The organism is Microbacterium sp. CFSPD4_SD4 (assembly GCF_057364585.1).
In genome coordinates this window covers 606,564-632,987 of sequence record NZ_JBNFOC010000001.1, presented here as the reverse complement: position 1 = coordinate 632,987, position 26,424 = coordinate 606,564, and the positions used below count along the sequence as shown (strand labels likewise).

23 protein-coding genes and 1 pseudogene are annotated in these 26,424 nt (G+C 71.8%); 12 read left to right on the top strand and 12 right to left on the bottom strand.

The features are described 5' to 3' along the window. Positions 1 to 48: 48 nt before the first annotated feature. Both AC2W7E_RS03175 and valS read right to left on the bottom strand, forming a co-directional pair. Positions 49 to 258, bottom strand: coding sequence for a hypothetical protein (locus AC2W7E_RS03175; protein ID WP_485988521.1), 210 nt, complete (start codon positions 256 to 258; stop codon positions 49 to 51). Continuing rightward, entirely contained in the window at positions 258 to 2,852 is a 2,595-nt protein-coding gene (gene valS / locus AC2W7E_RS03170) for a valine--tRNA ligase (RefSeq protein ID WP_085607810.1), read from the bottom strand. The genes AC2W7E_RS03175 and valS overlap by 1 nt, the downstream gene beginning before the upstream one ends. Before the next feature lie 157 nt (positions 2,853 to 3,009). Between valS and AC2W7E_RS03165 the strand changes: the two are divergent. After that, positions 3,010 to 4,058, top strand: a pseudogene (locus tag AC2W7E_RS03165) (P1 family peptidase). A 12-nt stretch (positions 4,059 to 4,070) separates the two neighbouring features. On the opposite strand, the gene AC2W7E_RS03160 reads toward AC2W7E_RS03165, so the two are convergent. The 9 genes from AC2W7E_RS03160 to AC2W7E_RS03120 form a co-directional block, all read right to left on the bottom strand. After that, complete coding sequence (locus AC2W7E_RS03160; RefSeq protein WP_062766745.1) at positions 4,071 to 4,883, bottom strand: serine hydrolase; 813 nt, start codon at positions 4,881 to 4,883, stop codon at positions 4,071 to 4,073. Continuing rightward, entirely contained in the window at positions 4,880 to 5,713 is an 834-nt protein-coding gene (locus tag AC2W7E_RS03155) for a serine hydrolase (RefSeq protein WP_062766742.1), read from the bottom strand. The genes AC2W7E_RS03160 and AC2W7E_RS03155 overlap by 4 nt, the downstream gene beginning before the upstream one ends. After that, positions 5,710 to 6,672: a S66 peptidase family protein gene (locus AC2W7E_RS03150; RefSeq protein ID WP_485988520.1), complete on the bottom strand. Its 963-nt coding sequence runs from the start codon at positions 6,670 to 6,672 to the stop codon at positions 5,710 to 5,712. Before AC2W7E_RS03150 ends, AC2W7E_RS03155 begins: the two co-directional genes overlap by 4 nt. Continuing rightward, positions 6,669 to 8,318, bottom strand: a complete 1,650-nt coding sequence (locus AC2W7E_RS03145; protein WP_085607806.1) for an ATP-binding cassette domain-containing protein — start codon at positions 8,316 to 8,318, stop codon at positions 6,669 to 6,671. Before AC2W7E_RS03145 ends, AC2W7E_RS03150 begins: the two co-directional genes overlap by 4 nt. Before the next feature lies 1 nt (position 8,319). Next, positions 8,320 to 9,234 (bottom strand): ABC transporter permease, encoded by a 915-nt coding sequence (locus AC2W7E_RS03140; RefSeq protein ID WP_082758500.1) that lies wholly within the window; start codon positions 9,232 to 9,234, stop codon positions 8,320 to 8,322. Further along, complete coding sequence (locus AC2W7E_RS03135) at positions 9,231 to 10,010, bottom strand: ABC transporter permease (protein WP_485988519.1); 780 nt, start codon at positions 10,008 to 10,010, stop codon at positions 9,231 to 9,233. Before AC2W7E_RS03135 ends, AC2W7E_RS03140 begins: the two co-directional genes overlap by 4 nt. Beyond that, on the bottom strand, positions 9,968 to 10,273 hold the full coding sequence (locus AC2W7E_RS03130) for a hypothetical protein (protein WP_485988518.1): 306 nt from the start codon (positions 10,271 to 10,273) through the stop codon (positions 9,968 to 9,970). The genes AC2W7E_RS03135 and AC2W7E_RS03130 overlap by 43 nt, the downstream gene beginning before the upstream one ends. Before the next feature lie 72 nt (positions 10,274 to 10,345). Then, positions 10,346 to 12,151 carry an ABC transporter substrate-binding protein gene (locus AC2W7E_RS03125; protein ID WP_485988517.1) on the bottom strand — a complete coding sequence of 602 codons (1,806 nt, stop codon included), beginning with the start codon at positions 12,149 to 12,151 and terminating at the stop codon, positions 10,346 to 10,348. 314 nt (positions 12,152 to 12,465) lie between these two features. Then, a complete protein-coding gene (locus AC2W7E_RS03120; RefSeq protein ID WP_485988516.1) occupies positions 12,466 to 13,614 on the bottom strand; it encodes a M20/M25/M40 family metallo-hydrolase in 1,149 nt (382 codons plus the stop codon). Positions 13,615 to 13,707: 93 nt separating this feature from the next. Here AC2W7E_RS03120 and AC2W7E_RS03115 point away from each other — a divergent pair, with 93 nt between their 5' ends. From AC2W7E_RS03115 to AC2W7E_RS03065, 11 genes are all read left to right on the top strand, one after another. Beyond that, positions 13,708 to 14,484, top strand: coding sequence for a GNAT family N-acetyltransferase (locus AC2W7E_RS03115; RefSeq protein ID WP_485988515.1), 777 nt, complete (start codon positions 13,708 to 13,710; stop codon positions 14,482 to 14,484). After that, on the top strand, positions 14,481 to 15,164 hold the full coding sequence (locus AC2W7E_RS03110) for a MurR/RpiR family transcriptional regulator (RefSeq protein WP_303708665.1): 684 nt from the start codon (positions 14,481 to 14,483) through the stop codon (positions 15,162 to 15,164). The genes AC2W7E_RS03115 and AC2W7E_RS03110 overlap by 4 nt, the downstream gene beginning before the upstream one ends. Further along, complete coding sequence (gene menC / locus AC2W7E_RS03105) at positions 15,161 to 16,309, top strand: o-succinylbenzoate synthase (RefSeq protein ID WP_485988514.1); 1,149 nt, start codon at positions 15,161 to 15,163, stop codon at positions 16,307 to 16,309. Before AC2W7E_RS03110 ends, menC begins: the two co-directional genes overlap by 4 nt. 32 nt (positions 16,310 to 16,341) lie before the next feature. After that, on the top strand, positions 16,342 to 17,229 hold the full coding sequence (locus tag AC2W7E_RS03100) for an aminotransferase class IV (protein WP_485988513.1): 888 nt from the start codon (positions 16,342 to 16,344) through the stop codon (positions 17,227 to 17,229). Then, positions 17,213 to 18,343: a dipeptidase gene (locus AC2W7E_RS03095; protein ID WP_485988512.1), complete on the top strand. Its 1,131-nt coding sequence runs from the start codon at positions 17,213 to 17,215 to the stop codon at positions 18,341 to 18,343. Before AC2W7E_RS03100 ends, AC2W7E_RS03095 begins: the two co-directional genes overlap by 17 nt. After that, positions 18,340 to 19,053, top strand: coding sequence for a type 1 glutamine amidotransferase (locus AC2W7E_RS03090; protein ID WP_485988511.1), 714 nt, complete (start codon positions 18,340 to 18,342; stop codon positions 19,051 to 19,053). Before AC2W7E_RS03095 ends, AC2W7E_RS03090 begins: the two co-directional genes overlap by 4 nt. Further along, a complete protein-coding gene (locus AC2W7E_RS03085) occupies positions 19,050 to 20,576 on the top strand; it encodes a serine hydrolase domain-containing protein (RefSeq protein WP_485988510.1) in 1,527 nt (508 codons plus the stop codon). Before AC2W7E_RS03090 ends, AC2W7E_RS03085 begins: the two co-directional genes overlap by 4 nt. Before the next feature lie 84 nt (positions 20,577 to 20,660). Next, positions 20,661 to 22,274: an ABC transporter substrate-binding protein gene (locus AC2W7E_RS03080; protein ID WP_485988509.1), complete on the top strand. Its 1,614-nt coding sequence runs from the start codon at positions 20,661 to 20,663 to the stop codon at positions 22,272 to 22,274. A gap of 46 nt (positions 22,275 to 22,320) precedes the next feature. Beyond that, positions 22,321 to 23,268, top strand: a complete 948-nt coding sequence (locus tag AC2W7E_RS03075; RefSeq protein ID WP_485988508.1) for an ABC transporter permease — start codon at positions 22,321 to 22,323, stop codon at positions 23,266 to 23,268. Continuing rightward, positions 23,265 to 24,077, top strand: a complete 813-nt coding sequence (locus tag AC2W7E_RS03070) for an ABC transporter permease (RefSeq protein ID WP_485988507.1) — start codon at positions 23,265 to 23,267, stop codon at positions 24,075 to 24,077. The genes AC2W7E_RS03075 and AC2W7E_RS03070 overlap by 4 nt, the downstream gene beginning before the upstream one ends. Continuing rightward, complete coding sequence (locus tag AC2W7E_RS03065) at positions 24,074 to 25,582, top strand: ATP-binding cassette domain-containing protein (protein ID WP_366215511.1); 1,509 nt, start codon at positions 24,074 to 24,076, stop codon at positions 25,580 to 25,582. Before AC2W7E_RS03070 ends, AC2W7E_RS03065 begins: the two co-directional genes overlap by 4 nt. On the opposite strand, the gene AC2W7E_RS03060 is transcribed toward AC2W7E_RS03065, so the two are convergent. After that, positions 25,572 to 26,213, bottom strand: a complete 642-nt coding sequence (locus AC2W7E_RS03060) for a pentapeptide repeat-containing protein (protein WP_025104982.1) — start codon at positions 26,211 to 26,213, stop codon at positions 25,572 to 25,574. The genes AC2W7E_RS03065 and AC2W7E_RS03060 overlap by 11 nt on opposite strands. Positions 26,214 to 26,424: the final 211 nt, after the last annotated feature.

Genomic DNA, 26,424 nt, shown 5'->3' with positions numbered 1-26,424 from the left:
TCCCACGTGGAAGGAGGGGGTCTCGGCGATGAAGCGGGGTCTCGGGGATCAGAAGGGGCGGGCGATGACCTCGCCGGACGGGGTCTGGAGGACCTCCCAGCCGGCGTCGAGCTCGGCGATCGCGCGGCCCTCGAGCCAGGTGAGGGTCCAGTGGCCGGTGAGGCCCTGGGTCTCGACCTCGGCGATCGCGGGACGCAGCGCCTCGGGAACCGACGCGGGCGGCTGAGCACCCGTGGCCCACCGCGTGCCGAGCTGCATCAGGAGGCCTCGACCGGGGCGAGCTCGATCGCGGTGACCGCGAACTCCTCCGCCTCGGTGATCTCGAGCTCGGCGATGCGGCCGACCGCGCGGAGGTCGTCCGCTGCGGCGCGCAGGGCCTCGACCTTCGCGGCGGGAGCGGCGATGGCGGCACGGGAGACGGGGGTCTTCTGCGATGCCTTCGCCTCGGTCTTCGCGCGCCGGATGCCGATGAGCGCCTCGCTCGCGGCGGCCAGCACGGCCGGGTCGCCCTCGATGCCGAGCTTCTCGGGCCACGCAGCCGTATGCACGGAGCCCTCCTCGAACCAGGACCACGCCTCCTCCGTGGCGAAGGAGAGCACCGGGGCGAGCAGCCGGAGCAGCGTGGACAGCGCCAGACGCAGCGCGAGGGCGGCCGAGGCCTGGCCCACGTCGTTCTGGTTGTAGGCGCGCTCCTTCACGAGCTCCAGGTAGTCGTCGCAGAAGGTCCAGAAGAACGCCTCGGTCAGCTCCAGCGCCCGCGCCGCGTCATACCGGTCGAAGGCCGCGGTCGCCTCGGCCACCACGCCGTCGAGTGCCGTGAGCATCGAGGCGTCGAGCGCGTGCGTCACCTGAGCGCCCTCGGGCACGGGGAACGACAGCACGAACTTGGCGGCGTTGAGCACCTTGATCGCGAGACGCCGGCCGATCTTCACCTGGGTCGGGTTCTGCGGGTCGAAGGCCGCGTCCATGCCGAGGCGGCTCGACGCCGCCCAGTACCGCACCGCGTCCGAGCCGTGGGCGTCGAGCACGTCGGCCGGGGTGACCACGTTGCCCTTCGACTTCGACATCTTCTTGCGGTCGGGGTCGACGATGAAGCCCGAGATGGCGGCGTTCTTCCACGGGGCGCGGCCGTCTTCGAGCGTGGAGCGCAGCATGGTCGAGAAGAGCCAGGTGCGGATGATGTCCTGTCCCTGCGGGCGCAGGTCGAACGGAGCGGTGAGCTGCCACAGCTCCTCGTCGCGCTGCCAGCCGCCCGCGAGCTGCGGGGTCAGCGACGAGGTCGCCCACGTGTCGAGGATGTCGGCCTCGGCGTCGAACCCGCCCGGCACGCCGCGCTGGGCCTCGGTGTAGCCGGCCGGCACATCCGTGGTCGGGTCGATGGGCAGCGCGGCCGCATCCGGGGTGAGCACCCGGTCGTAGTCGCGCTCCCCGTTCTCGTCCAGCGCATACCAGAGCGGGATCGGCACGCCGAAGAACCGCTGCCGGGACACGAGCCAGTCGCCCGTGAGGCCGCCGACCCAGTTCTCGTAGCGGACCCGCATGAAGTCGGGGTGCCACGCCAGCTCGGTACCGTGCGCGAGGAGCTGATCGCGCAGCTCCCCGTCGCGGGCGCCGTTGCGGATGTACCACTGCCGGGTCGAGACGATCTCGAGCGGGCGGTCGCCCTTCTCGAAGAACTTCACGGCGTGCTGGAAGGGCTTGCCGACGGCGGTCATGTCGCCGGTCTCCTGCAGCTTCTCCACGATCGCCTTGCGGGCGCTGAAGACCGTCTTGCCCGCCACGTTCTCCGCGTACCAGGCGCGTGCGTCGGCGTCGGCCACGATCGACGGGGCCTCGGCGAGGAAGCGGCCGTCGAGACCGATCGTCGTCATGTTCGGCAGGGACTCGCCGGCGGCGGTGCGCAGCTCGCGCCACCAGATGATGTCGGTCACGTCGCCGAAGGTGCAGACCATGGCCGCGCCCGTGCCCTTGTCGGGCTGGGCGAGGTGGTGGCCGTGGATCTCGATCTCGGCGCCGAAGTAGGGCGTGCGGATCTTGGTGCCGATGAGGTGCTTGTGCGGTCCCTCGGGGTGGGTCACGATCGCGATGCACGCGGGGAGGAGCTCGGGGCGCGTGGTGTCGATCGCGATGGAGCCGGAGCCGTCCGCGAAGGGGAACTCGATCGTGTGGTACGCGGCCTGCTGGTCGCGGTCCTCGAGCTCGGCCTGCGCGATCGCGGAGCGGAAGTCGATGTCCCACAGCGTCGGCGCGAGGGCCTGGTATGCCTCGCCGCGCTCGATGTTGCGGAGGAAGGCGAGCTGGCTCTGCCGGATCGTGTCGTCGGAGATGGTGCGGTAGGTCTGCGTCCAGTCCACGCTCAGCCCGAGCTGACGGAACAGCGCCTCGAACTGCTTCTCGTCCTCGATCGTGAGGCGCTCGCACAGCTCGATGAAGTTGCGACGGCTGATCGGCTGCTGGTCCGCGGCCCGGCTCGACTTGTTGTCGCCGCCCTCGAACGGCGGGGTGAAGTCGGCGTCGTAGGGGAGCGAGGGGTCGCAGCGCACGCCGTAGTAGTTCTGCACGCGGCGCTCGGTGGGCAGGCCGTTGTCGTCCCAGCCCATCGGGTAGAACACGGTCTTGCCGCGCATGCGCTCGTACCGGGCCTTGACGTCGGTGTGCGTGTAGGAGAACACGTGACCGATGTGGAGGCTGCCCGAGGCGGTGGGCGGCGGGGTGTCGATCGAGTAGACGCCCTCACGACCGAGCTCGGCGGCGCGCAGACGGTCGAACAGGTATGTGCCCTGCTCCGCCCAGGCGGCGTCCCACTTCGCTTCGAGACCTTCGAGTGCGGGCTTGTCGGGAATGGCGGACATGGAGGTCTCCTCGAGCGATGTATGCGGCACTGTGTGAGCGTGCCTGAGTGTGGGTGGTGCCGCCCAGTCTACCGAGCGCACGGGCGGGGCGCTCGACCCGGCGGAGCCTCCGGCGCGGCGCTGCGGTCGGTCCCTCCGACGCTGGAAGGATCGGAGCATGACACCGCCGTCGTCCTCGTCCTCCCGTCCCCGTCTCGCCGACCTCGGTGTGCCGTCCGGAGCCTTCCCGCGCGGCGCGGAGAACGCGATCACCGACGTCCCCGGTGTGCGGGTGGGGCATGCCACGCTGCACGGCGACGGTCTGCACACGGGCGTGACGGCGATCGTCCCCGACGCCCTCACCGCCGAGCGTCGGAGCCTTCCCGCGAACCTCTCCGTGGGCAACGGCTACGGCAAGCTCGTCGGCGCCACACAGCTCCGGGAGCTCGGGGCGCTGGAGACGCCGATCCTGCTGACCTCGACGCTGTCCGTGTTCCGCGTCGCGGACGCGCTGCTCGGGCATCTGCTGGCGACGCCGGCGCACGCACGGACGACCACGCTGAACCCGGTGGTGGGCGAGACGAACGATGGGTTCCTCTCCGATATCCGACGGCGCGCGTGGGGCAGGAGCAGGTGGCGGCGGCCCTGGCCGCGGCGGCTCCGGGAGCGGTCGCGGAGGGAGGCGTGGGCGCCGGTGCCGGGACCGTCGCCCTCGGGTACAAGGGTGGCATCGGCACGGCATCGCGGCTGGTCGAGGTCGCGGGGCGCTCGCGCACCGTGGGGGCGCTCGTGCAGACCAACTTCAGCGGCACGCTGCGGATCGCGGGAGTCCCGCTGCCCGCGGAGGAGCTGCTCGCCGATGCTCCGGCACAGCCTGTGGGCAATTCCTGCATGATCGTCGTCGCGACGGACGCGCCCGTCGAGGGGCGGCAGCTGGGCCGTGTGGCCAACCGGGCCGTGTTCGCGATGCGCGGTGTCGGCGCCGACTATGCGCAGGGCAGCGGCGACTACGCGATCGCCTTCTCGGTGCACGACCAGGCGGACGGCGGTCCGGCGGCGGACGACGAGCTATCGCCGCTCTTCGCCGCGACGATGGACGCGGTCGAGGAGGCCCTGGTCAACTCGGTGCTCGCCGCGGAGACCACCGTGGGCCCCGAGGGGCGGACGGCGCACGCGGTGCCGATCGACCGGGTGCGGGAACGCCTGGCTCGCGCCGGGGTCGTCTGAGCCGCGGCGGTCTCAGTCGGCGAGCGCGGCGTGGATGCCCTCGCCGATGCGGCGCATGGCGGCCAGCACCGGTCCGCGTCCGTCGGCGCCCCGGTCCCAGCTCGCCAGGACGGCGTACGCGATCCGGCGGGTGGGGGACATGACGATCCCGGTGTCGGCGCGGACGCGGGAGATCGTGCCGGTCTTGTTCAGCAGCCACACGCCGCGATCGAAGCCCCAGTGCGCGAGCGGGTCGAGGTCGAAGGCCGACGCGACCATCGACAGGTCCATGCCCGCGCCCAGCCAGCGGCGCAGCGTGTCGGCCGAGGCGGGGGAGAGATCGGTCCCATCGGCCAGGCGCGACATGAAGAGCACGAGCTCCGCGGCGTTCGCGTGCGACAGCGTCTTCGGGGCACCGGGCGGGATCGGCCACCGCACGATGTCGTCGAGGGCCGAGGCGGTGTAGCCGAGCGCGCGCGTGTGCTCCTGCACGGTCGGGATGCCGATGACGCGGCCTAGCGTGTTGGTCGCGGCGTTGTCGCTCACGGCCCCGATGAGCGCGGCCACGTCGTACAGCGACAGCTCGGACGCCTGCAGCAGGTACCAGAGGCCGGAGTCCTCGATCGCCTCGACCGGCCGTCGGGTCACGCGCTCGTCGAGAGTCCGCGTGCCAGCGTCGACCTCGGCGAGGAGGCGGTGCAGGAGGAAGATCTTGCCGACGCTCGCCGTGTCCTGCACCGTCTCCGGGTCATGGCGCAGCAGCACCTCGCCGGAGTCGATGTCCTGGACGAGGATCGACCACACCGTGCCGTTCTCGTCGGGGAGCTCCACGTCGATCGCGCTCATGCGTCCTCCTCGTCTCGTGCGCGTCCGGTGACGTGCGCGCGGATGAGCTCGCCGACCGCGCGCATGCCGTCGAGCACGGGCGCGCGGAGATCGGCCGCGGAGTCCTTCCAGTTCGCCGCGACCGCATACGCGACGGCGGCCCTCGGGCCCCGCAGCAGCCCGACGTCGACGCGGGCGAAGCTCACGCTGCCGGTCTTGTGACGCAGCACCATGCCCTGATACTCGGCCTCGACGTGGGCGAGGGGGTCGAGGAGGAAGGCGTCGGCGGTCATCGACGTGTCGGTGTCGGCGGCGAGCCAGTCCAGCACCCGGGCGCTCACCGCGGGGGAGAACGCCTCGCCCGCCCCGAGTCGGCGCATCACGTCGGACAGCTCGGCCGCGGTGCCGAACGACGGCGTCCAGGGCAGGTCGGGGGTGCGCTCGTTGCGGATGTAGTCGTGCAGGGCGGTGTCGCGGTATCCGAGTGCCGGAGCGACGGCCCGCACCTCCTCCAGACCGCAGAGGTGGATCAGGGCGTTCGTGGCGAGGTTGTCGCTCACCGCCCCGACGAGGAGCGCCGCGTCGTGGACCGTGATGCGCTGATCGTGCATGCGGTACAGCAGCCCGGAGTCCTCGACGCGGTGCTCGTCCGGGATCTCGATCCGGTCGTCCTCGGCGAGCGCGCCCGCCTCCAGCCGTCGAGCGACCTCGAGGAGCAGGAAGATCTTGCCGATGCTCGCGGTCTCGCACTGCGTGTGCGGCTCGTGCTCGGCCAGGGTCTCCCCGGTGCCGGCGTCGACGAGCCGGATCGACCAGGTGACGCGGGGATCGAGGGGCGGAAGGGCGATCATGGCCGTCCCACCATGAGGCGGGGTTCGTCGCCGGTCGCGTCCAGCACCCCGTCGACACCGAGCGGGATGGTCAGGGCGTGCGGGTCGTGGCCGAAGCCCTGCTCCCACAGCACGGGGACCCCGGCGTCCTGGAACTCGTCCCGCATGAGCGCGTGGACGAGGTCGAGGTCGCCGCACTCGTGCCAGGAGCCGAGCACGATGCCCGTCGCCTGGGCGAGACGGCCCGCGCGCCGGAGCTGCGTGACGAAGCTGTCCAGGCGGTACGGCTCCTCGGTGATGTCCTCCAGGAACAGGATGCCGGGGGAGGGGACGTCCGCCTCCGGGGCGCCGAGTCCGGCGGCGAGCAGGCTGAGGTTGCCGCCCGTGAAGCGCCCTTCGGCGCGGCCCGGCGTCATGATCTCGGTCTTCGGGCCGATGAGCTCCCGCCCGCGCCAGGGTTCGAAGAGCCAGCGCTGCACGTCGTCGCGCACCTGCTCCGAATCGCGGAAGACGTTGTTCCCTGCCATCGGGCAGAAGAGCGTCGCGACTTCGAGGTGCGCGCGCCACGTCTCGTGCAGGGCGGTCACGTCGGACGAGCCCGTGAGGAGCTTCGGCCGCCCGTCCCGGCGCAGCGCCCCGCGGCGCATGTCGGCCCAGTCGATGCCGTCGAGGAGGCGCAGGGCACCGTAGCCGCCGCGAGCCGTGACGACGGCGTCCACGTCCGGATCGAGCCAGGCGTCGACGAGGTCGGCGCGGCGGAGGTCGTCCGGCCCCGCGAGGTACGACGCGCGCGGGTGGGGCGTGAGGACATGCTCACCCACCCGGACGTTCAGCCCCCAGGACTCGTAGTAGCCGACGGCGCGCTGCGTGTTCTCCTCGTTGCCGGGACCGGACGGCGAGACGATCGCCACCGTGTCGCCGGGCTGCAGGGGAGCCGTGTCGAGATACGGCGACACCGCCGCCTCCGTCAGGGTGCTCATGCCGTCTTCTCCTCGATGCGCGGCGCCGCGGACAGCAGGTGCCGGGTGTACTCGTGCTGCGGGTTCAGCAGCACCTCTTCGGTGGGTCCGTGCTCGACGATCTGTCCGTGGTACATCACCGCGACCGTGTGGGCGATGTTCCAGGCGAGACCGAGGTCGTGCGTGATGACGAGGGCGGAGAGCCCGAGGCGGCGGCGCAGCTCCAGCAGGAGTCCGAGGATCTCCCCGCGCACGGACGCGTCGAGCGAGGCGACGGGTTCGTCGGCGATGAGCAGCTGCGGCTGCACGGCGAGCGCACCGGCGATGACGACGCGCTGCCGCTGTCCGCCGCTGAGCTCCTGCGGGATGGCGCCGAAGTAGCGCTCCGGCGGGGTGAGCTCCGCATCCGCGAGGCTCTGTGCCACGCGTTCGCGCTCGTCGCCGGGGAAGCGCTGCACGCGCAGCCCCTCGGCGACGGACTCGTAGACGCTGTGCTTGGGGTTCAGGGCGGCCCACGGATCCTGGAGCACGAGCTGCACCTGCGAGCGGAACCGCGCGAGGTCGCGCCCTTTCGACGGGATCGGTGCGCCGTCGAAGAGGATCTGCGACCCGGGGTCGGCGGGCTGCAGGCCCATGAGCGCGCGGGCGAGGGTCGACTTGCCGGAGCCGGACTGGCCGACGAGCGCGACGATCTCGCCCTTGCGCACCGAGAGGTCGACGTCGCGGACCGCATGCACGGGGCGCCCGCCGGAGCGGTAGGTGACGTTGACTCCGCGCGCCTCCAGCAGCACCTCGTCGCCGTGGGTGATCTCCGGCACCTCGTCCGCATCGCGGCCGTGCCGCGTCACCGGGGCCATCCGCGAGGCGGGGTCGCCGATCGTGGGGAAGGCGTCGGCGAGCTGTCGCGTGTACGCCTCCTGCGGGGTCGTGCAGACCGCGTAGCTCTCGCCGACCTCGACGAGCTCGCCGTCGCGCATGATGGCGATCCGGTCGCACGCCGTGGCGAGCACCGAGAGGTCGTGGCTGATCATGAGCATCGAGATGCCGCGCTCCGCCACCAGACGCGAGATCATGTCGAGGATCTGCTTCTGCACGATCACGTCGAGTGCGGTGGTCGGCTCGTCCGCGATGATGACCTCGGGATCGCAGGCGAGGGCCATCGCGATCATCACGCGCTGCTTCTGGCCGCCGGAGAGCTCGTGCGGGTACGACTCGCTCTTCTGCTGCGGCAGGTCGACGATGTCGAGCAGCTCCCGGACCCGCTCCTTGCGTGCCTTCTCGCCCTTCCATCGGTCGGAGGCGTGCAGCTCCAGCGCCTCCAGGAGCTGCCAGCCCACCGTGCGGACCGGGTTGAGCGAGTGCATCGCGCCCTGGAACACGATGGACGTCTGCGCCCAGCGCACGGCGCGCAGCTGCCCGAAGGACAACGTGGCGACGTCCTGGTCGCCGAGCAGCACGCGGCCGCTGAGCCGGGCGTTGCGCGGCAGGAGCCGGAGGACGCTCATGGCGAGAGTGGACTTGCCGGAGCCGGACTCGCCGGCGATGCCGAGCGTCTGCCCGGCGGGGAGGGTGAGCGAGACGTTGCGCACGGCCGCCACCTCGTCCCGACCCGACCGCCCCGAGGTGCGGTACGTGATGGAGACGTCGTCGAAGATCAGGTCGGGCATCTCAGCGGCTCCTCAGCGTCGGGTTGGTGATGTTCTCGACGGCGCGGCCCATCAGGGTGAACGACAGCACGACGAGGACGATGGCGATGCCGGGCACGAGCACGTACCACCAGTAGCCGCTGGTCGCCGCGGAGACGTCCATCGCGTTCTTCAGGATCGAGCCCCACGACTGCAGCGTGGTGTCGCCGAGGCCGAGGAACGCCAGGGTGGATTCGGAGATGATCGCCGAGCCGACCGTGAGGGTCGTGTTGGCGAGCACGAGCGGGAGCACCCCGGGGAGGAGGTGCTTCATGATGATGTGCCAGTGCCCGGCGCCGAGGGCCCGGGAGCGCTCGATGTAGTCGCGCGATTCGACGGACAGGGTCTGCGCGCGGACGACGCGGGCGGTGCCGGCCCAGGAGGTCAGGCCGATCGCGATGATGATCGTCCAGACGCCGCGGCTCAGCACCGACGACAGCACGATCGCGAGGATCAGCGACGGCAGCACGAGGAAGAAGTCGATGATGCGCATCATCAGCCCGCCGAAGAAGCCGGTGAAGTGGCCGGCCGAGAGGCCGACGAGGGTGCCGATGATCATCGACATCGCGGTGGCGGCGAGGCCGACGAGCAGGGACACCCGGGCACCCCACACCATGCGGACCCAGATCTCGCGACCCTGATGGTCGGTGCCGAGGGGATGCTCCCAGGAGGGCGGGGCGAAGCGCTGCACGTCGACGAGCTTCGTGACGTCGAGCATGCTGGCGGGGGCGATCACGGGGGCGAAGATCGCGATGAGCGCCACGATCACGAGGAAGACGAGGCCCACCATGCCCGCCCGGTGCTGGGCGAACTGCCGGCAGAAGTCGACGAAGGCGGTGCCGCGGCGGTGCCACGCCAGGGCGCGGGGGGAACGGATGGTCGGGGATGCCGTGGTCATGCGCGCCTCACCCTCGGGTCGAGCTGCCGGTAGATGAGGTCCGCGATGAGGTTCATCGCGATGATGATCGTGGAGAACACCACGAAGGTGCCCTGCAGGAGCGGGAGGTCGGGGCCGGAGATGGCCTCGAAGGTGAGCTTCCCGAGCCCGGGCCAGGAGAACACCGTCTCCACCGTGACGGCCCCGGCGATGAGACCGCCGATGTGCATGAAGACGAGGGTGACGGTCGGCAGCAGGGCGTTGGGGACGGCGTGCCGACGGCGGACGAGGTCCTCCCGGAGGCCCTTGGCCCGCGCGGTGGTGAGGTAGTCGGCGCCCATCTCCTCGAGAAGCGAGCTGCGCATCACCATGAGGTACTGCGCGTACACGACCGCGACCATCGTGATCACCGGGAGCACCATGTGCGAGATCACGTCCAGGACCGCACCGACCGGATCGGTGGGCGGGTTGGGGGAGACCATGCCTCCGGTCGGGAACCAGTGCAGCGTGCCTCCGAAGACCATCAGGAGCAGCAGGGCCAGCCAGAAGGTCGGCACGGACCAGAACACGAGCGACGTGCCGGAGACGATGCGGTCGAAGGTGGAGCCGTGCTTCCAGGCCGCCTTCTGTCCGAGCCAGAGGCCGAGGGCGATCGCGATGATCGCCGCCGTGCCGGTGAGGAGGATCGTGTTCCAGAAGTACTGGCCGATGAGGTCGGACACCGACGTGCGGTAGACGTAGCTTGTGCCGAAGTTCAGGGTGAAGACGTTGCCGAGGTAGTCGACGAATGCTGCCACAGGGGCTTGTTCAGACCGAGCTGCTCGCGCAGCTGGTCGGCCTGCTCGGCGCTCATCCCGCGCTCGCGGGCGATCGAGGCCACCGGATCGCCCGGCAGGATCTTGAAGGCGAAGAATCCGAGGAGGATCACCATCGCCAGGCTGATGGCCGCGCCGCCGAGCTTGACCAGGAAGTAGCGGAGGGCGCCGACGCCCTTCGGCTGCTCCTCGGCCGCGGCGCTCGTCGCGATGGCGGAGGTGGACGGGGGTACCGCGTTGGACATGGGGGTCTCCTTACAGCGGACCGGGAGACGCCGCGGGGGCGGAGGCCCGCCACCCGCGGCGTCTCGCCGGACTCATTCGACGTCGGCGATGTTGCGGCGACGGATCAGGAAGAAGATGAGCCCTCCGATGATGACCACCCCCACGACGATGCCTCCGATGAGGAGTCCGGTGTTCGTGCCGGTGCCGCCGGCGGTCGCGCCCTCGACGGGCTCGACGGTGAGGTAGCCCCAGTAGCCGGCCTGGTTGGCGATGATGCCGCCGTCCTTCGGCTGCAGCGTGAAGCCCGTGAAGCGGTCGGAGCGGTAGGCCTCCAACGAGTTGGCGTACCAGGTGGCGACCTGCGCGGTGTCGGTGTAGTTCAGCGCGAGCATGTCGTGCACGATCTCCTGACGCTTCTCGGCGTCGATCTCGGAGCGCTGCGCGGCGTACATCTCGTCGAACTCCGGGTTGCAGTACCCGTCCTGCGTGGTGCCGCCGGTGCCGTCGGTCGCGGTCGGCAGGTTCATGCAGGTGTTGATGCCCAGCTGGTAGTCCGGGTCGGGGTTGACCGACCAGCCGCTGAAGTACAGGTCGTAGTCGCCGGAGGTGGCCTTCGCGCTGATCGTGTCGGAGTCGGTGGACTCGACCGTGATCTCGATGCCGATGTCCTTCATCCACGGGACGAAGAAGTCGGAGATGGACTGCTCGTTCGCGTCGTCCGCGTCCGTCAGCAGGCGCAGGCTCAGGCGCTGGCCGTCCTTCTCGCGGATGCCGTCGGCGCCGGGAACCCAGCCCGCCTCGTCGAGCTTCGCCTGCGCAGCCTCGGGGTCGAAGCCCACGATCACGTCGTCGTCGTCGGACAGGTGCCACTTCGGGAAGGACGCCGGGATGAAGCTCGTCGCGAGCGTGCCCTCGCCGTCCAGGACCTTGTCGAGGAGGGTGGCCGTGTCGGTGCCGAGACGGATGGCCTGGCGCACCTCGAGCTCCTTCAGCGCGGCGTTGCCGGTGCCGTAGGGCACGTTGTCGCGGGTCTGCTGACCGACGTTGATGCTGATCGAGTGGTAGCGGCGGCCCTCACCGGAGTGCGTGGTGATGCCGTCGACGCCCTCGAGTGCCGAGAACTGGGTGGGGGTGAGGCCGGTGACGAGGTCGACGTCGCCCGCCTTGAGCGCCTGCACCTGGGCGTCCGAGTTCGTGTAGTACACGTACTGGATCGCGTCGATCTTGGGGGCGCCGCGCCAGAAGTTCTCGTTCGCCTTCAGCACGATGGACTGGTTGGCCGAGTAGCTGTCGAGGACGAACGGGCCGGAGCCGACCACGTCGGCGTCGTTGGTGAAGGTCGTCGGGTCGTCGACCTCCTCCCAGATGTGCTTCGGGACGATCGGGATCTCCGAGCCGGGGTTCGGGGCCTGCGGGGTCTTCAGGGTGATCACGACGGTCTTGTCGTCCGGGCTCTCGACAGTGTCGAAGTTGGAGACGAGGTTGCCGTTGGCGGTACCGAGCGCGGGCACCGTCATCATCTGGTCGTACGTGTACTTCACATCGGCGGAGGTGATGGGCTCGCCGTCCGACCAGACGAGATCGTCCTGGAGGGTGAAGGTCCACGTCTGGCCGCCGTCGGTCGCCTCCCAGCTGTCGGCGAGGCCCTTCGTGGGGGAGCCGTCCTCGGCGTCGTTCTGCACGAGCGACTCGTAGACGTACCGGATGATGTTCGTCGGCGTCAGGTAGATCGAGATGAACGGGTTGAACGTGTCCACGAATCCGGAGGTGGCGATCCGGAGCGTCGTGTCGGAGGCCGGGGATTCGGTGGCGGCGCTGACGGACTGCGCCTGAGCGGCACCGACCGGAGCGGCGAGGAGGAGCGCGGAGGCGATCGCGGCGGCGGTCAGACTTCGCACGGTTCTGGAGCGGGGGGCAAGACGCATGGAAGGTCCCTTCGGGCGCCGCCCGGATCCACAGTGAAGCCGGGTCGGTGCTGACCATGCAAGCGGAAGACGGCCCCGTGGTCAAGACATTCGATGCGTATCGCGGAAGAAAAATCGCGCAGATCGGAAAGATCGCCGGCCGTCGAGCGGGTGTAACACGGCGGAAACACGCGGATGCCAGGATGCGCGCATCGGAACGAGGGGAGCGAAGGACGACTCCTCGACACGGACATCCGGAACGTATCTCGGGCCGGTTCGGGTCGGGCACGGGAACCGGAATCGTATCGTCACTCCGCCGGGACGGTGAGCACGGCACGCAGGAGCGCGATGCGTTCGTGCAGGGAGGAGCGCAGGAAGTGCTCGTCCAGCGCATGCGCACCGCCGCCCCGGGGGCCGAAGCCGTCGACGGTCGGCAGACCCTTTCCGCCGAGGAGGTTCGTGTCGCCGGCGCCGGCCGCGGGGCGGCCGTCGACCTGCTGGCCGAGCGCAGCACCGGCCGCGGCGATCCGGGCGAGGAGGTCGGTGTCCCCCGCCGAGGCCTGCCAGGCGGGCCGGGCGCTCAGCACGGCGACCTCGAGGCGGGCGCCGGGGCGCACCGGCGCCAGCTCCTGGAGGGCGGTGAGGACGCGCTGCTCGCTGTCCGGGTCTTGGAAGCGGAGGCCGATCTCGGCGGCCGCGTGCGCCGGCACCACGTTGGTCCTCGCGCCGCCGTCGATGACGCCGACGTTGCACAGCACCGGACTCGGAAGCTCCGGGTCCGCCACGATCGTGCGGACCAGGAGGAGCTGGTCGACGAGCTCGTCGATCGCGGAGACGCCATGCTCGGGGTCGAGGGCGGCGTGGGCCGCGCGGCCGGTGACGGCGATGCGCACCCGGGCGCTGCCGCGGCGGCCGACCTTGAGGGCGCCGTCGGGATGCGGGGACTCGAATCCGATGGCGCAGGCCGCGCCCCTGGCCCGTTCCGCGAGCCGGGGGCCCGAGACGGGGGAGCCGATCTCCTCGTCCGCGACGAGCACGATCCGCACGGCGCGCCGCTGTTCGAGCGGCGCGGACTGCAGGTGCCGCAGGGCCTCGAGCATCACCACGATGCCGGCCTTCATGTCGTAGGCACCGGGGCCGCGCACGACATCGCCGTCCTCGGCCCACGGCAGGTCGTCCGACAGCGTGCCCGCCGGCCAGACGGTGTCGGTGTGGCCGATGAGGAGAACTGGGTCTCCGGTGCCGGGGACGTCGATGACGAGATCCGTCCCGAGCTCGTGCGGGATCCGCTGGACGCTGCCGCCGACGCCGGCGAACCAGGCGGACAGCAGGTCGGCGATGCGGGCGCTCGCCTCCGTGTCACGGCTCGGCGTCTCGATCAGCACGAGTTCGCGCACGAGTGCGATGATGTCGTCGGAAGGATGGTCCCCGTCGCGCACTGCCGAGAGAGTCGTCACGGTTACGAACCGTATCTTGCCCCTTGATCACCCCGCAACCCGCCGATAGCATCGCTCTCAGCAGCAGGACTCTTCGATCTTAGGAAACGTATCGTGCCTCATTCTTCGGTGGCCGCCGGTGTCGCCCACGGCTGCCGCGAACTCACCCGGCACACCGAGTTCCGTGAGGCCGCCGCGCTGTACGCCCGCGTCTTCGCGTACACGGAGAACGAGTACGCCCTCAACGCCAACCTGCTCACCGCCCTCGCCCGCAACGGCGGTTCCGCGGTCGGCGCCTTCGCCGACGACGGGGAGCTGATCGGGTTCGCGTACGGGTTCGCCGGCTGTGACACCACCGGCGCGTCCTTCCACTACTCGCAGGCGGCCGCCGTCGATGCCGCGCACCAGGGACGCGGCGTCGGCCAGGCGCTCAAGCTCGCGCAGCGTGCCGTGGCCCTGCGCTGGGGGCAGCGGACGATGCGGTGGACGTTCGATCCGCTGCTCTCGCGCAACGCCCATTTCAACCTGAGCTCTCTCGGGGCCGTCGGCATCGCGTACGAGCGCGACTACTACGCCCGCCCCGACACCGACCGTCTGGTGGTCTCCTGGGACCTGGACGTCGCCGATCGTCCGACCCGTCGGTCGCTCCCCGTCCCTCCCGTGCTCGGGCCGGACGACTGGGGGCGGGCCGTGGCGGCGGACGGCGGCACCTGGATCGCGATCCCGACGCGACCCGGCGCCCTCGACGCCGAGGAGCGCGCGGTGCTGCGGCGGGATCTGGAGCGGACGATGACCGCGGCATTCCGCCGCGGAGACGTCCTCGTCGGGGCCACGCGCCTCGACGACGACACGGCGGTCTACCGCGCGACACCTCGGGAGGGCACGGCATGAACGACCACGACCAGGAGGATCGCGACCTCGTCTCTCCGCGGGACCGCTACGGCGAGCGCATCCGCACCAACCTCTCCGCCGAGAGCATCCAGGCGCGGATCATCGAGACGGAGCAGCGCACGCTCGCCCAGACCTTCGAGGAGCTCAGCCGCTCGGCACAGGTGCCGCAGGCCGCGGCGCTGCTGCTCGGCGCCCGGCGACGGTACGTCGCCGGCGAGGGCAAGGCGGCGGCGTACGCGCAGCTCCTCAACGCGGATCTCTCGGCGACGCTGTCGAACGTCTTCCTCGTCGACGGGCACGCGCTGCAGCCGCTCACCGTGCTCACCGACGTCCGGGCCAGCGACGTGCTCATCGCGTTCTCCCTGCGGCGCTACCGGGAGGAGACCGTGCGGCTCGGGCGGCTCTTCCACGAGGCGGGCGGTCAGCTCGTCGTGATCACCGACAGCGAGGACGCCCCGCTCGCATCCATCGCGACCTCGCTCATCCGGGTGCGCACGGGATCGGCGTCGTACGCCGACTCGCCGACCCCGGTCGCGGCGGTGTGCCACCTGCTGAGCGCGCTCACCACGGCGAGCGCGAAGGGAGCGCGGCGGCGGCTCGCCGAACGCGACCGGCTGGTGGCGCGCCTGGGTCTCTACGGGCCCGAGACCGCGCGGGCCCGCCCGGAGGAGGACGCGTGAGGGTCGTCCGCGTCCGGCTCTTCGCCCTGCGCCAGCCGCTGCGTCACAGCTTCGAGACGAGCTCGCACCGCAAGTCCGGCATCGAGCACGTGCTCGTCGAGGTCACCGATGCCGACGGCCGGACGGGGTGGGGGGAGATCGCGTCGCCGTCCGATCCGTTCTACGGAGCGGAGACCACGGTCACCGCGTGGGAGATCGCGACCCGCTACCTGGTGCCCGCGCTGCTCCGTGCCGAGGGGGAGGACCCGGCGGAGCTGGAGGCGTCATGGGCGCGGGTCCGCGGGCACGAGTTCGCGAAGGCCGGGTTCTCCGGCGCGGTGTGGGACCTGGCCTCCCGGAGGCGGGGGATCGCGCTCGCCGCGGCCCTCGGCGGGACGCGCGACGAGGTCGTCGCGGGGGTGTCGTTGGGCATCGAGCCGTCGATCGACGAGCTGCTCGCGCAGGTGGAGCTGCAGCGCGCCGCCGGCTATCCCCGCGTCAAGCTCAAGATCGCTCCGGGCTGGGATGTGGAGCCGGTGCGTGCGGTGCGCGGCGCCTACCCCGACCTGGATCTCCACGTGGACGCGAACGGCGCCTACGCCGATGACGAGCGGGCGGCCGCGGTGTTCGCACGCCTGGATCGCGAGGCGCTGACCATGATCGAGCAGCCCTTCGCGCCGCGGGATCTCGTGGCCCACGCCGATCTGCAGGCGCGGCTCGACACGGACGTGTGCCTGGACGAGTCGGTCGTCGACCTCGGCGACCTGCGGACCATGATCCGGCTGGGGGCGGGGCGGGTCCTCAACATCAAGGTGTCGCGGATGGGCGGGCTCACCGTCGCCCGCGCGGCGCACGACGTGGCGCGGGACGCGGGCATCCCCGTGTGGTGCGGCGGGATGCACGAGTTCGGCGTCGGGCGGGCTGCGAACGTCGCGCTGTCCTCGCTCCCCGGTTTCCTGCTGCCGTCGGATGTGTCGGGATCGGACAAGTACTACGAGTCGGACATCATCGCGCCTCCGGTGACCGCCGTCGCCGGTCGCGTCACGGTCCCCACCGGACCGGGGATCGGACACGAGGTGCTCGCCGAGCGCATCGCCCGTGACGCGTCCCGCGTCTTCGACTCCTCCGCGGCCGAGGCCCCTGAGGCCGTCCTGACCGCGGGCTGACCGGCCCCCGAACCCTGCGAGAGCGGAATCCCATGCGCGCACTGCTGCTGTACCGGCTCGATCTCGCCGCCGAGGCGGCGGAGGACGGGATCCATGCCGTCGATCCGCGGGAGCCGATCATCCGGGCGACGGACCTCGGCGTCACCCGCGGCGACGGCGTCTTCGAGACCGCCGTGGTGCGCGGAGGAAGGCCGCAGGCCCTGGAGGCGCATCTCGTGCGGATGGAGCGTTCGGCGCAGCTCCTGGGGTTGCCCGCGCCAGGCCGCGAGCGGTGGGCGCGGGCGGTGCGCCGCGCGGCCGCCGAGGTCTCCCGCCCCGGAGTGCTCCGCGACGGGGAGATCGCCTCGATCAAGTTCGCGATGACCCGCGGGGACGAGATCGACCCGGCCGGACCGACGGGGTGGGTGCTCGGCTTCGCGGGAGAGGACCCGGAGGCCGTCCGCGCGCAGGGCGTCTCCGCGGTGGTGCTCGACCGCGGGTACCGGCACGACGTCATGGAGACGGCGCCCTGGCTGCTGCAGGGAGCGAAGTCCCTCGCCTACGCGGTGAACCAGGCGGCCCTGCGGGAGGCGCGGATCCGGGGCGCGGACGACGTCGTCTTCGTCAGCACCGACGGGTTCGTCCTCGAAGGGCCGCGGTCGACGCTGATCGCGCGGCTCGACGGGGCGCTGGTCACGCCACCGCCCGAGTACGGGGTGCTCCCGGGGACGACCCAGGCCGACGTCTTCGCGGGACTCGCCGAGGTGCCCTCCCGCGTCGGTCCGATGGTGCGGGACGATCTGGAGCGGGCGGACGCCCTCTGGCTCTGCTCCAGCACCCGCGGTGCGGTGCCCGTGCGGGAGCTGGACGGCGTCGCGCGCGCCGTGGACCCGGTGCTCACCGCGCGGATGAACGCGGTGCTGGATGGACGAGAGGACTGAGATGGTCGACGCGGACCTGCCGATCGATCGGGTGATCGACGGCCACAACGATCTCGCCTGGGCGAGCAGGACGCTGCTCGGCTACCGGGTCGCGGAGCTCTCCGGACCGGTGGCGGCCACGCAGACCGATCTGCCGCGACTGACCGCGGGCGGGGTCGCCGGCCAGTTCTGGTCGGTCTGGGTCGATCCCGTGCTGGAGGGGGCGGAGCAGGTGGTGGCCACGCTCGAGCAGATCGACTTCGTGCACCGCCTCGTCGACGCCCACCCGCAGCGCTTCGCGATCGCTCGGACGGCGGCCGACGTGCGTGCGGCGATGGCGGAGGGGAGGATCGCCTCGCTCATCGGCATCGAGGGCGGCGACCAGCTCGGCGGATCGCTGGCCGTGCTGCGGCAGTTCGCGCGTCTCGGCGCGCGGTATCTCACCCTCACCTGGTCGCGGACGATCGCCTGGGCGGATTCGGCGACCGACGAGGCGCGCCACGGCGGTATGACGGACTTCGGACGCGAGGTGGTGCGTGAGATGAACCGCATCGGTGTGCTCGTCGACCTCTCGCACGTCGCTCCGACGACCATGCGGCATGCCCTGGAGATCACGACCCGCCCGGTGATGGTCAGCCACTCCGGCGCCTTCGCCCTGTGCGACCATCCTCGCAACGTGCCGGACGACGTGCTCGCCGCGATCGGCGCGCAGGGCGGCGTCGTGATGGTGCCGTTCGTCCCCACGTTCGTCTCGCAGGCCCGTCGCGACTGGTGGGAGGCGGGGGGAGAGGGAGAGGCCCCCCGCGTCGGCGTCGCGGACGTCGCCGATCACCTGGATCACGTGCGTCGCGTGGCCGGCGCGCATGCGGTCGGGATCGGTGCCGACTACGACGGGTCCGATGCGATGCCGGACGGTCTCGGCGACGTCTCGGGGTACCCGGCGCTGTTCGCCGAGCTGCGGCATCGCGGCTGGTCGGAGGACGACCTCCGGGCGGCGGCGCACGAGAACGTCCTCCGCGTGCTGGAGGCGTCGGACCCCGACCACGAGGCCTTCCTCGCGGGCGGCGCAGGAGAGCCGGCCGCGGCCGCGCTCGTGCCGGCGGTCGACACGACGATCCGGGAGGGGGCGCTGTGACCCCGCGCGTCCTCGTGATCGTGAACTCCGCGAGCTCCGGCCCGCGCCGCCTCGGCACCTGGCTGCGGGAGAAGGCGATCGACGTCGACGAGGTCGTGGGAGCCGAGCAGCCGCTGCCCGCCTCCCTGGACGGCTACGCCGGACTCGTCATGCTGGGCGGCGGGCTCATGCCGGACGACGATGACCGCGCGCCGTGGCTCGCGGCAGAGCGGGCGCTCGCCGCGGAGGCCATCGACCGCGACCTCCCCACCCTCGGCATCTGCCTGGGCGGTCAGCTGCTCGCCCACGTGGCCGGCGGCGAGGTCGCCGAGAAGACCGGACCCATCGAACGCGGCGCGACCCCCATCCGCCCCACCGCCGCAGGACGTGCCGACGCCCTGTTCGCGGCCCTCGGCGATGAGGCTCCGATGATCGAGAACCATCAGGACATGATCACGCGGCTGCCAACCGCGGCGGTGCTGCTGGCGACGAGCGCCGACGTCGAGAACCAGGCCTTCCGGCTGGGGGCGCGGGTGCGCGGAGTGCAGTTCCATCCCGAGGCCTCCGCGGCCGACCTCGCCCGTTGGGACGACGCGGCACTGCGGGGAGAGGGACGCTCGCTTCCCGCCCTCATCGCCGCCGCCGAGCGCGTGCACGACCACAACACCGCGGCCAGCCGCGCGCTCATCGAGGCCTTCGCCGACGAGGTGCGCGCCGGGGTCCCCGTATGACCGGGCAGGATGCGGATCTCCTCGTCACCGCCGAGTCCGCCGCGGAGGCACTCCGCCACGGCCTGGACGAGCGCGCGCGTCGTGCCGCCCCGGCCGCCATCGCCGCCGTGGCCGAACGGGGAAGCGTCCGCGCAGTGCTCACCCACGGCCATCCCCGCGCCGATGAGGCCCCGACGACGCGGGACACCGTCTTCCGCATCGCCTCGATGTCCAAGAGCTTCCTGGCCGCCACCGTGCTCTCCCTTCGAGACCGCGGGCTGCTCGACCTCCACGCGCCGATCCGCACCTATCTGCCGGAGGTCCGGCTACGGCATCGGGGTGCGGACGTCGAGGTCACCGGCGACCTGCTGCTCTCCAACCGGTCCGGTCTGGGGGAGGACAACGCCTGGGTGGACCGGCATCTCGGCGCCTCCCGTGCGGAGATCGCCGCCCTGTTCGCCGGTGGGGTGCACCTCGCGGCCGCGCCGGGAACCGTCTACCAGTACTCCAACCTCGGCCAGTCGCTGCTCGGCCGCGTCGTGGAAGCGGTGACGGACCGGGACGTGGAGGACGTGATCCGGGAGACCCTGCTCGAGCCCCTCGGGCTGCGCCGGACGGCGCACGTGTCGGACGGCTACGCGCCGGAGACGCTGGCCGGCGGGTTCCGGACGTTCGACGACGGCACCACGTTCCGCCCCGAGCCGTTCGTGGGGTCCGGCGCGCTCGGCTGCATCGGCAGCATGTTCAGCACCGTCGACGACATCGCGAGATGGATGTGGTTCCTCGGCTCGGCCTTCACCGACGACCCGCTGGCGCCCGCCGTGCTGGCTCCGGCGTCGCGACGGGAGCTGCAGCAGGCCCGCACCCCCATCCCGGTGCCGTCGGCGATGTTCGACGGGCGCGATCTCGCGGGGGCCGGCTACGGCTACGGCCTCGTCGTCGAGGACGACCGGCGGTTCGGGCGGATCGTGCAGCACTCCGGCGGTCTTCCCGGATTCTCGGCGCACATGCGCTGGCACGCGGCCAGCGGCATCGGCGTCGTCGCCTTCGGGAACTCCGACGAGTTCGGCGCCCGGCGGATCGCAGGCGCCGCGCTCCAGCAGCTGCTCGAACGGACGGACGCCCCCTCCGCGGTCCTGCACCCGTGGGCGGAGACGGTCGCCGCCGCGCAGGCTCTCGACGCCGCGATCCGCTCGGGACGGCCCGCCGCCACGTACCCGTTCCTCGCCGACCATGTGCTCGATGACATCCCGGCCGACGTCCGCGATGCCCGGCTGGAGGCACAGGTCCAGGAGATCGGCGGAATCCGCGAGGACCAGGACCCGTTCCCCGACCGTGTGGTGGCCGCGGCGACCGAGGCCGAGCTGCGCTGGCGGATCGTGGGGAACCGCGGCGACCTCCTCGTCGACATGCGGCTGGTCGGGCTTCCGGAGCCTCGGGTACAGGGGCTGGGCGCGGCGGTGGTCGCGCCGGGACAGACGCGTGTCGAGGGGGAAGGGGCCGGGGCCGCAGAGCGACACCGGATCATCCTGCCGTCGCCCTGATCCCGGGTCGGACACAGATCGACCGGGTCCAAAAAACCGCCCTAGGATGGAGACATCCCGACCCGTCCGTTCTGAGGAATCCCCATGCCCGCCACCCCTGTGCGTCGCCTCCTTCCCCTCGCTGCGCTCGCCGCCGCCACCGCCCTGGTGCTGACCGCGTGCGCGGGCCCGTCCACGGACAGCGACGGCGGTGAGCTCGTGTGGTCGATCGAGGGCGCGAACCTGTCCGCGGGGCACATGGACCCGCAGGTGAGCCAGCTCGACGTCTCCGGCATGGTGCAGCGCGCGGTGCTCGACTCCCTGGTGTTCCAGGAGGACGACGGCACGTTCAGCCCGTGGCTCGCGAAGAGCTGGGACGTCTCGCCGGACAGCACGGAGTACACCTTCACGCTGCGCGACGACGTGACCTTCACCGACGGCGAGCCGTTCGACGCGGAGGCCGTGAAAGCGAACTTCGACCGGATCGTCAACCCGGAGACCGCCTCGGCCCAGGCGGCGAGCATGCTCGGTGCGGACTTCTACGCCGGCACCGAGGTCGTCGACGACCACACGGTGAAGGTCTCGTTCACGCAGCCGTATGCGCCGTTCCTGCAGGCGGCCAGCACCCCGCAGCTCGGCTTCTACTCGCCGGCCGTGCTCGCCGAGTCGGCCGACAAGCTCAAGGCGGGCGGCCCCGACGTCACGGTCGGCACCGGACCCTTCGTGCTCACCGAGTACACCGCCGACCAGGAGATCGTCTACACGCGCAACGACGACTACGCCTGGGGTCCGCACGAGACGAAGGCGCCGGCGTTCGAGACGCTGCGCGTGCAGATCCAGCCGGAGGCGTCGGTGCGTACCGGAGTGATCGAGAGCGGCGAAGCCGACCTCGCCAGCAACATCCCGCCGAACCAGGTCGCCGGTCTGGACGACGCCGGCGTCACGGTCGACTCGGTGGAGTACCCCGGACTGCCCTACTCGCTCTACCTGAACGAGAAGTACGGCGTCTTCGCCGACGAGAAGGTGCGGCAGGCGTTCGCCCGCGGCATCGACGTCGACGCGGCGGTCGAGGAGATCTACTTCGGGCAGTTCCCGCGGGCGTGGAGCGTCCTCGGCAGCACGACCCCGGGCTATGACGCGTCGCTGGAGGACTCCTGGCCGTTCGATCAGGACGCCGCGAACGCCCTGCTCGACGAGGCCGGCTGGACGGAGCGCGACGCGGACGGCATCCGCATGAAGGACGGCGAGCGCCTGTCCGTGCGATGGATCGCCTGGACCCCGGTCCCCGACGACCGCGCGGCGCTGGCCAACGCGATCCAGTCGGATCTCAAGGCCATCGGCTTCGAGGTGCAGCGCGAGGAGCTGGAGCCCGGTGCGTACAACGCCCAGTACGAGCCGAAGACGTTCGACCTCACCGACTGGGGCTTCTCCGGCGTGGACGCCGACTTCCTCCGTGCGCACCTGCACACCGACGGCTTCCAGAACGCCTCGCAGGTGAGCGACCCGGAGATCGACGCGCTCCTGGAAGAGGCCGTCGCGTCGAGCGACCAGGACGCCCGCAACGAGCTCTACACGCAGCTGCAGGAGTGGAACGCGGAGTACACGGCCATCGTCCCGCTCTACAGCCCCTCGGCGATCACAGCGGTCGGCGAGCGCGTGCAGGGTCTGGACTACGACCTCTACGGGCGGCCGCTCTTCTACGATGTGAGCCTCGGCTGACATCCGGCGGCCGTCGTTTCGAGGGAGCGGGCGGAGTGATCGAACCGTGACGGCGGTGCTCGGCCGCGCCCTCGGGCTCGTCGCCTCGGTGGTCATCGTGCTGTGGGGCGCCGCGACGGTCGCGTTCCTGGCCTTCCGGGTGATCCCCGGCGACCCGGTCTCGGTGATGCTGGGGCCGCAGGCGCAGGTGAGCGAGGCGGTCAAGGACGGCATCCGCGCCGATCTCGGGCTCGACCGCCCGCCGCTGGAGCAGTACGTCGGCTTCATCGGGCAGCTCGCCCGGGGTGACCTCGGCGAGTCGTACCAGCTGCGGCTGCCGGTGACCGAGGTCATCGGACGGCAGCTGGGTGCGACGGTGCAGCTCTCGGCCCTGGCGCTGGGGATCGCCGTCGTCCTCGCCCTCGCGGTCGCGGTCTTCGTGCGGGGCCGCGTCGGGCGCACCGTCGCCGCCGGCGTCGAGCTCGTGGTGCTCTCCTCGCCGGTGTTCTGGATCGGGCTGCTGCTGCTCAGCGTCTTCGCGTTCGGTCTCGGCTGGTTCCCCGTCTCGGGCACCCGCAATCCGGCGACCATCGTCCTCCCGGCGATCACGCTCGCCCTCCCGGTGGCCGCACTGCTCAGCCAGGTGCTGCGTGATGGGCTGATGCAGGCGGAACGGATGCCCTTCGCGGAGACGGTGCGTGCGCGGGGTGCCGGACCCACCTGGTTCACGCTGCGGCACGGGGTGCGCCACGGCGCCGCGTCGGCGGTCACCCTCGCGGCCTATCTCACCGGCTCAGTCCTCGGGGGTGCGGTTCTCGTCGAGACCGTGTTCGCCCGGCCCGGCCTGGGGCGGGTCACCCTCGCCGCCATCAACGACCGCGATCTCCCCGTCCTCACCGGCATCATCCTGCTGAGCGCTCTCGTCTTCGTCGTCATCAACGTGGCGGTGGAGCTCGTGCATCCGCTCATCGACCCCCGCGTCGCCGCCTCCTCGCGACCCGGAGTCGTCCGATGAGTCGGGGGCAGCGCATTCTTCTGGGCTCCGCCGTGCTCGTGCTGGCGGTGGTCGCCCTCGCCGCCCTGTGGCCGGGGCTGCTCGCCACGCACGATCCGCTGCAGACCGAGGTCCGGGCCGCTCTGCTGCCGCCGAGTGCCGAGCACCTTTTCGGCACCGATCAGAGCGGCCGCGACGTGTACTCCCGCGTGGTGTTCGGCGCGGGGCGCTCGGTGGGGATCGGGCTTCTCGCCACCGCCATCGCCCTCGCCGCCGGCCTGCTCGTGGGGGCGCTCGCCGGCATGTCGCCTCGGGGTGTGGACGTGACGCTCATGCGCATCAACGACGTGCTCATGGCGTTCCCGGAGTTCCTGGTGGCGCTCGTCGTGGTGGCCGTGCTGGGTCCGGGACCGGTGAACATCGCCATCGCGGTGACGCTGGCCGCCGCACCCGTGTACGTGCGCCTCGCCCGCGTGCAGACCAGGACGCTGCGCGTGGCCGAGCATGTCGAGGCCGCCCGGATCCTCGGCGTGCCGCCGCTGCGGGCGTTCCGCCGCCACGTCGTGCCCGGTGTGCTGGGTGCGCTGAGCGTGCTGGCGACCATCGGCATCGGGTCGAGCATCCTCGCCGCCGCCGGACTGAGCTTTCTGGGTCTCGGGCCGTCCGAGCCGACCCCGGAATGGGGCCTCATGCTCGCCGGCGGGCGCAATGTGCTCGGACAGGCCTGGTGGGTGTCGGTCTTCCCCGGACTCGCGATCACGCTGACGGTGGTGTGCGCGACGGTGGTCGGACGCATCCTCCGAGCGCGGGCGGACGGGAGGGACGCATGAGTGCGGCGCTGGAGGTCGAGGGGCTGCGGATCGCCTTCGCGGGGACTCCCGTCGTGGAGGACGTCTCGTTCACGGTGGACGCCGGCGAGTGCGTGGCGATCGTCGGGGAGTCGGGGGCGGGGAAGTCGCTCTCGGCCCGCGCTCTGCTCGGCCTCACGCCGCCGACGGCAGACGTCGCCGTCGACCGGCTCCGCATCGACGGGGTGGACGCCGCCACCCTGACCGAGCGCGGCTGGCGGCGGCTCCGGGGGACCAGGATCGGCCTCGTCTCGCAGGACGCCCTCGTGTCACTGGACCCGTTGCGACGGATAGCGGACGAGATCGCCGAGCCGCTGCGGCTGCACCGCCTCGTGCGCGGGCGCGCGGCCCTCGCCGCGCGGGTGCGGGAGCTTCTCGGACGGGTGTGGATGCCCGACCCCGACCGCCGTGCACGGCAGCGTCCGCAGGAGCTCTCCGGAGGGTTGCGGCAGCGCGCGCTCATCGCCTCGGCGCTCGCCGGGAACCCCGCGGTGCTCGTCGCTGATGAGCCCACCACGGCCCTGGACGCGACCGTGCAGGCCCGGATCCTCGTGCTGCTGCGGGAGATCGCCGACGACGGCACCGCCGTGGTGTTCATCAGCCACGACTTCGCGGCCGTGCGGCGGGTGGCGGATCGCGTGCTCGTGATGAAGGACGGCCGGATCGTGGAGTCCGGCCCGGTCGCGGAGGTGCTCGCTGCCCCCCGCCACCCGTACACGCGGCAGCTCATCGCGGCGACGATGCATGAGCCGCGGGAGGAGCGTGCGGCGTCCTCGGACGTCGTGGTCGTCGCCGAGGAGGTGTCCAAGGCGTTCGGCGGGGTGGCCGCCGTCGTCGACGCCTCGTTCACGGTGTCTGCCGGTCGGACGCTGGGCATCGTCGGCGAATCCGGATCGGGCAAGACGACCCTCGCCCGGATGCTGGTGGGCGTCGAGAGGCCGGACACCGGAGTGCTGCGCTGGACCGGAACGCCGCGCGTGCAGCTCGTGCACCAGAACCCGCTCGGCGCCTTCGACCCGCGGTGGACGGTGGGGCGGTCGCTGGAGGAGGCACTGGAGGCGGGAGGGGTGCCGCGTGGTGCGCGTCGGAAGCGGGTGGCGGCGCTGCTCGCGGAGGTCGGGCTCGATGCGAGTCTGGCGGCCCGACGGCCGGCGGCGCTGTCGGGCGGGCAGCGGCAACGGGCGGCCCTGGCCCGCGCTCTCGCGGCGGACCCGGACGTGCTGGTGCTGGACGAGCCCGTCTCCGCTCTCGACCCCTCGGTGCGCGAGCGGGTGCTCCGGCTCCTCGGGCGGGTGCAGGAGGAGCGGCGGCTCACGATGGTCTTCGTCTCCCACGACCTCGACGTCGTCGGCGCCGTCGCGGACGACGTCCTGGTCATGCAGGACGGCCGGATCGTCGAGCAGGGGCCCACGGCGGCGGTGTTCGCGGCGCCGCAGCATCCGTTCACCCGGGAGCTGCTTGCGGCCAGCGGCCCCGTCAGTCCGTGACGGTGATCCCGAGCCCGGCCGCCATCACCGGGGCGAGCTGCTGCACCTGCACCGACGAGAGCGTGGTGCCGCGCAGGCTCTGGACGTCGAGGTAGGAGAGCGCGTCGAGGCCGCGGAGGTCCACGTCCTTCGCGCGCAGGCCCCGGGGGTCGACCTCGTCGCTGCGCGTGGCCTGGAACCGGACGCGTGTCAGTTCGGCCTGCGGGATGTCGATCGTGCGGACGGCGCATCCCACGACGTCGACGTCTTCGGCGCGGGCGGCGCCCAGGTTCAGGTAGTCGATGCGCACGTCCCGCAGCTCGAGCTCGGCCACGCGGGCGTCACCGAGGTCGAGGGTCCCGATGCGGCCGCCCGTGATCCGGAGTCGACGGATGCTCGCGTTCCGCAGCCGGAGCGACGCGATGCGCGGTTCGGGCAGGTCGACGTCGAGGAGCGTGGCCCCGGTGAGGTCGATGCTGTCGGCGTCCGCCTGGACCGCGCACTGCTCGAGCGTGGCGTACGCGAGGTCGACGGTGCCCGTGAGCTCCAGCGCGGCGGCGAGGAGGTCGGCCCGGCGCGCGGCTTCACGCGGCTCCAGCACGGGCGGGAGGTCGGGCGCGGACACACGGGGTGCGGTCGGGGAGTTCGGCATCCTCCGAGGCTATGTCCTCCCTCCGACACCCTCGCCCCTCCGTGCATCCCGGCTTCAGGCTGCGGGAGGTCGCTGATCTGCGCCGCGTCGCAGGCCCTCGGCAGGTTCCTCCGACGGGGGCGTGAATCTGCGACATCGAGCGGGGGTACGGAGGAGAGGGACTCGGGCTGCACAGGAGAGGGAGTGGGGGAGTTGTGCACAGGGAATGGGA

What these genes read in the sequence shown, in the direction of transcription:
- AC2W7E_RS03175 (WP_485988521.1), bottom strand. Translation starts at nt 258, where the DNA reads ATGCAGCTCGGCACGCGGTGGGCCACGGGTGCTCAGCCGCCCGCGTCG.
- valS (WP_085607810.1), bottom strand. Translation starts at nt 2,852, where the DNA reads ATGTCCGCCATTCCCGACAAGCCCGCACTCGAAGGTCTCGAAGCGAAG.
- AC2W7E_RS03160 (WP_062766745.1), bottom strand. Translation starts at nt 4,883, where the DNA reads ATGAGCGCGATCGACGTGGAGCTCCCCGACGAGAACGGCACGGTGTGG.
- AC2W7E_RS03155 (WP_062766742.1), bottom strand. Translation starts at nt 5,713, where the DNA reads ATGATCGCCCTTCCGCCCCTCGATCCCCGCGTCACCTGGTCGATCCGG.
- AC2W7E_RS03150 (WP_485988520.1), bottom strand. Translation starts at nt 6,672, where the DNA reads ATGAGCACCCTGACGGAGGCGGCGGTGTCGCCGTATCTCGACACGGCT.
- AC2W7E_RS03145 (WP_085607806.1), bottom strand. Translation starts at nt 8,318, where the DNA reads ATGCCCGACCTGATCTTCGACGACGTCTCCATCACGTACCGCACCTCG.
- AC2W7E_RS03140 (WP_082758500.1), bottom strand. Translation starts at nt 9,234, where the DNA reads ATGACCACGGCATCCCCGACCATCCGTTCCCCCCGCGCCCTGGCGTGG.
- AC2W7E_RS03130 (WP_485988518.1), bottom strand. Translation starts at nt 10,273, where the DNA reads ATGTCCAACGCGGTACCCCCGTCCACCTCCGCCATCGCGACGAGCGCC.
- AC2W7E_RS03110 (WP_303708665.1), top strand. Translation starts at nt 14,481, where the DNA reads ATGAACGACCACGACCAGGAGGATCGCGACCTCGTCTCTCCGCGGGAC.
- AC2W7E_RS03100 (WP_485988513.1), top strand. Translation starts at nt 16,342, where the DNA reads ATGCGCGCACTGCTGCTGTACCGGCTCGATCTCGCCGCCGAGGCGGCG.
- AC2W7E_RS03095 (WP_485988512.1), top strand. Translation starts at nt 17,213, where the DNA reads ATGGACGAGAGGACTGAGATGGTCGACGCGGACCTGCCGATCGATCGG.
- AC2W7E_RS03085 (WP_485988510.1), top strand. Translation starts at nt 19,050, where the DNA reads ATGACCGGGCAGGATGCGGATCTCCTCGTCACCGCCGAGTCCGCCGCG.
- AC2W7E_RS03080 (WP_485988509.1), top strand. Translation starts at nt 20,661, where the DNA reads ATGCCCGCCACCCCTGTGCGTCGCCTCCTTCCCCTCGCTGCGCTCGCC.
- AC2W7E_RS03070 (WP_485988507.1), top strand. Translation starts at nt 23,265, where the DNA reads ATGAGTCGGGGGCAGCGCATTCTTCTGGGCTCCGCCGTGCTCGTGCTG.
- AC2W7E_RS03065 (WP_366215511.1), top strand. Translation starts at nt 24,074, where the DNA reads ATGAGTGCGGCGCTGGAGGTCGAGGGGCTGCGGATCGCCTTCGCGGGG.
- AC2W7E_RS03060 (WP_025104982.1), bottom strand. Translation starts at nt 26,213, where the DNA reads ATGCCGAACTCCCCGACCGCACCCCGTGTGTCCGCGCCCGACCTCCCG.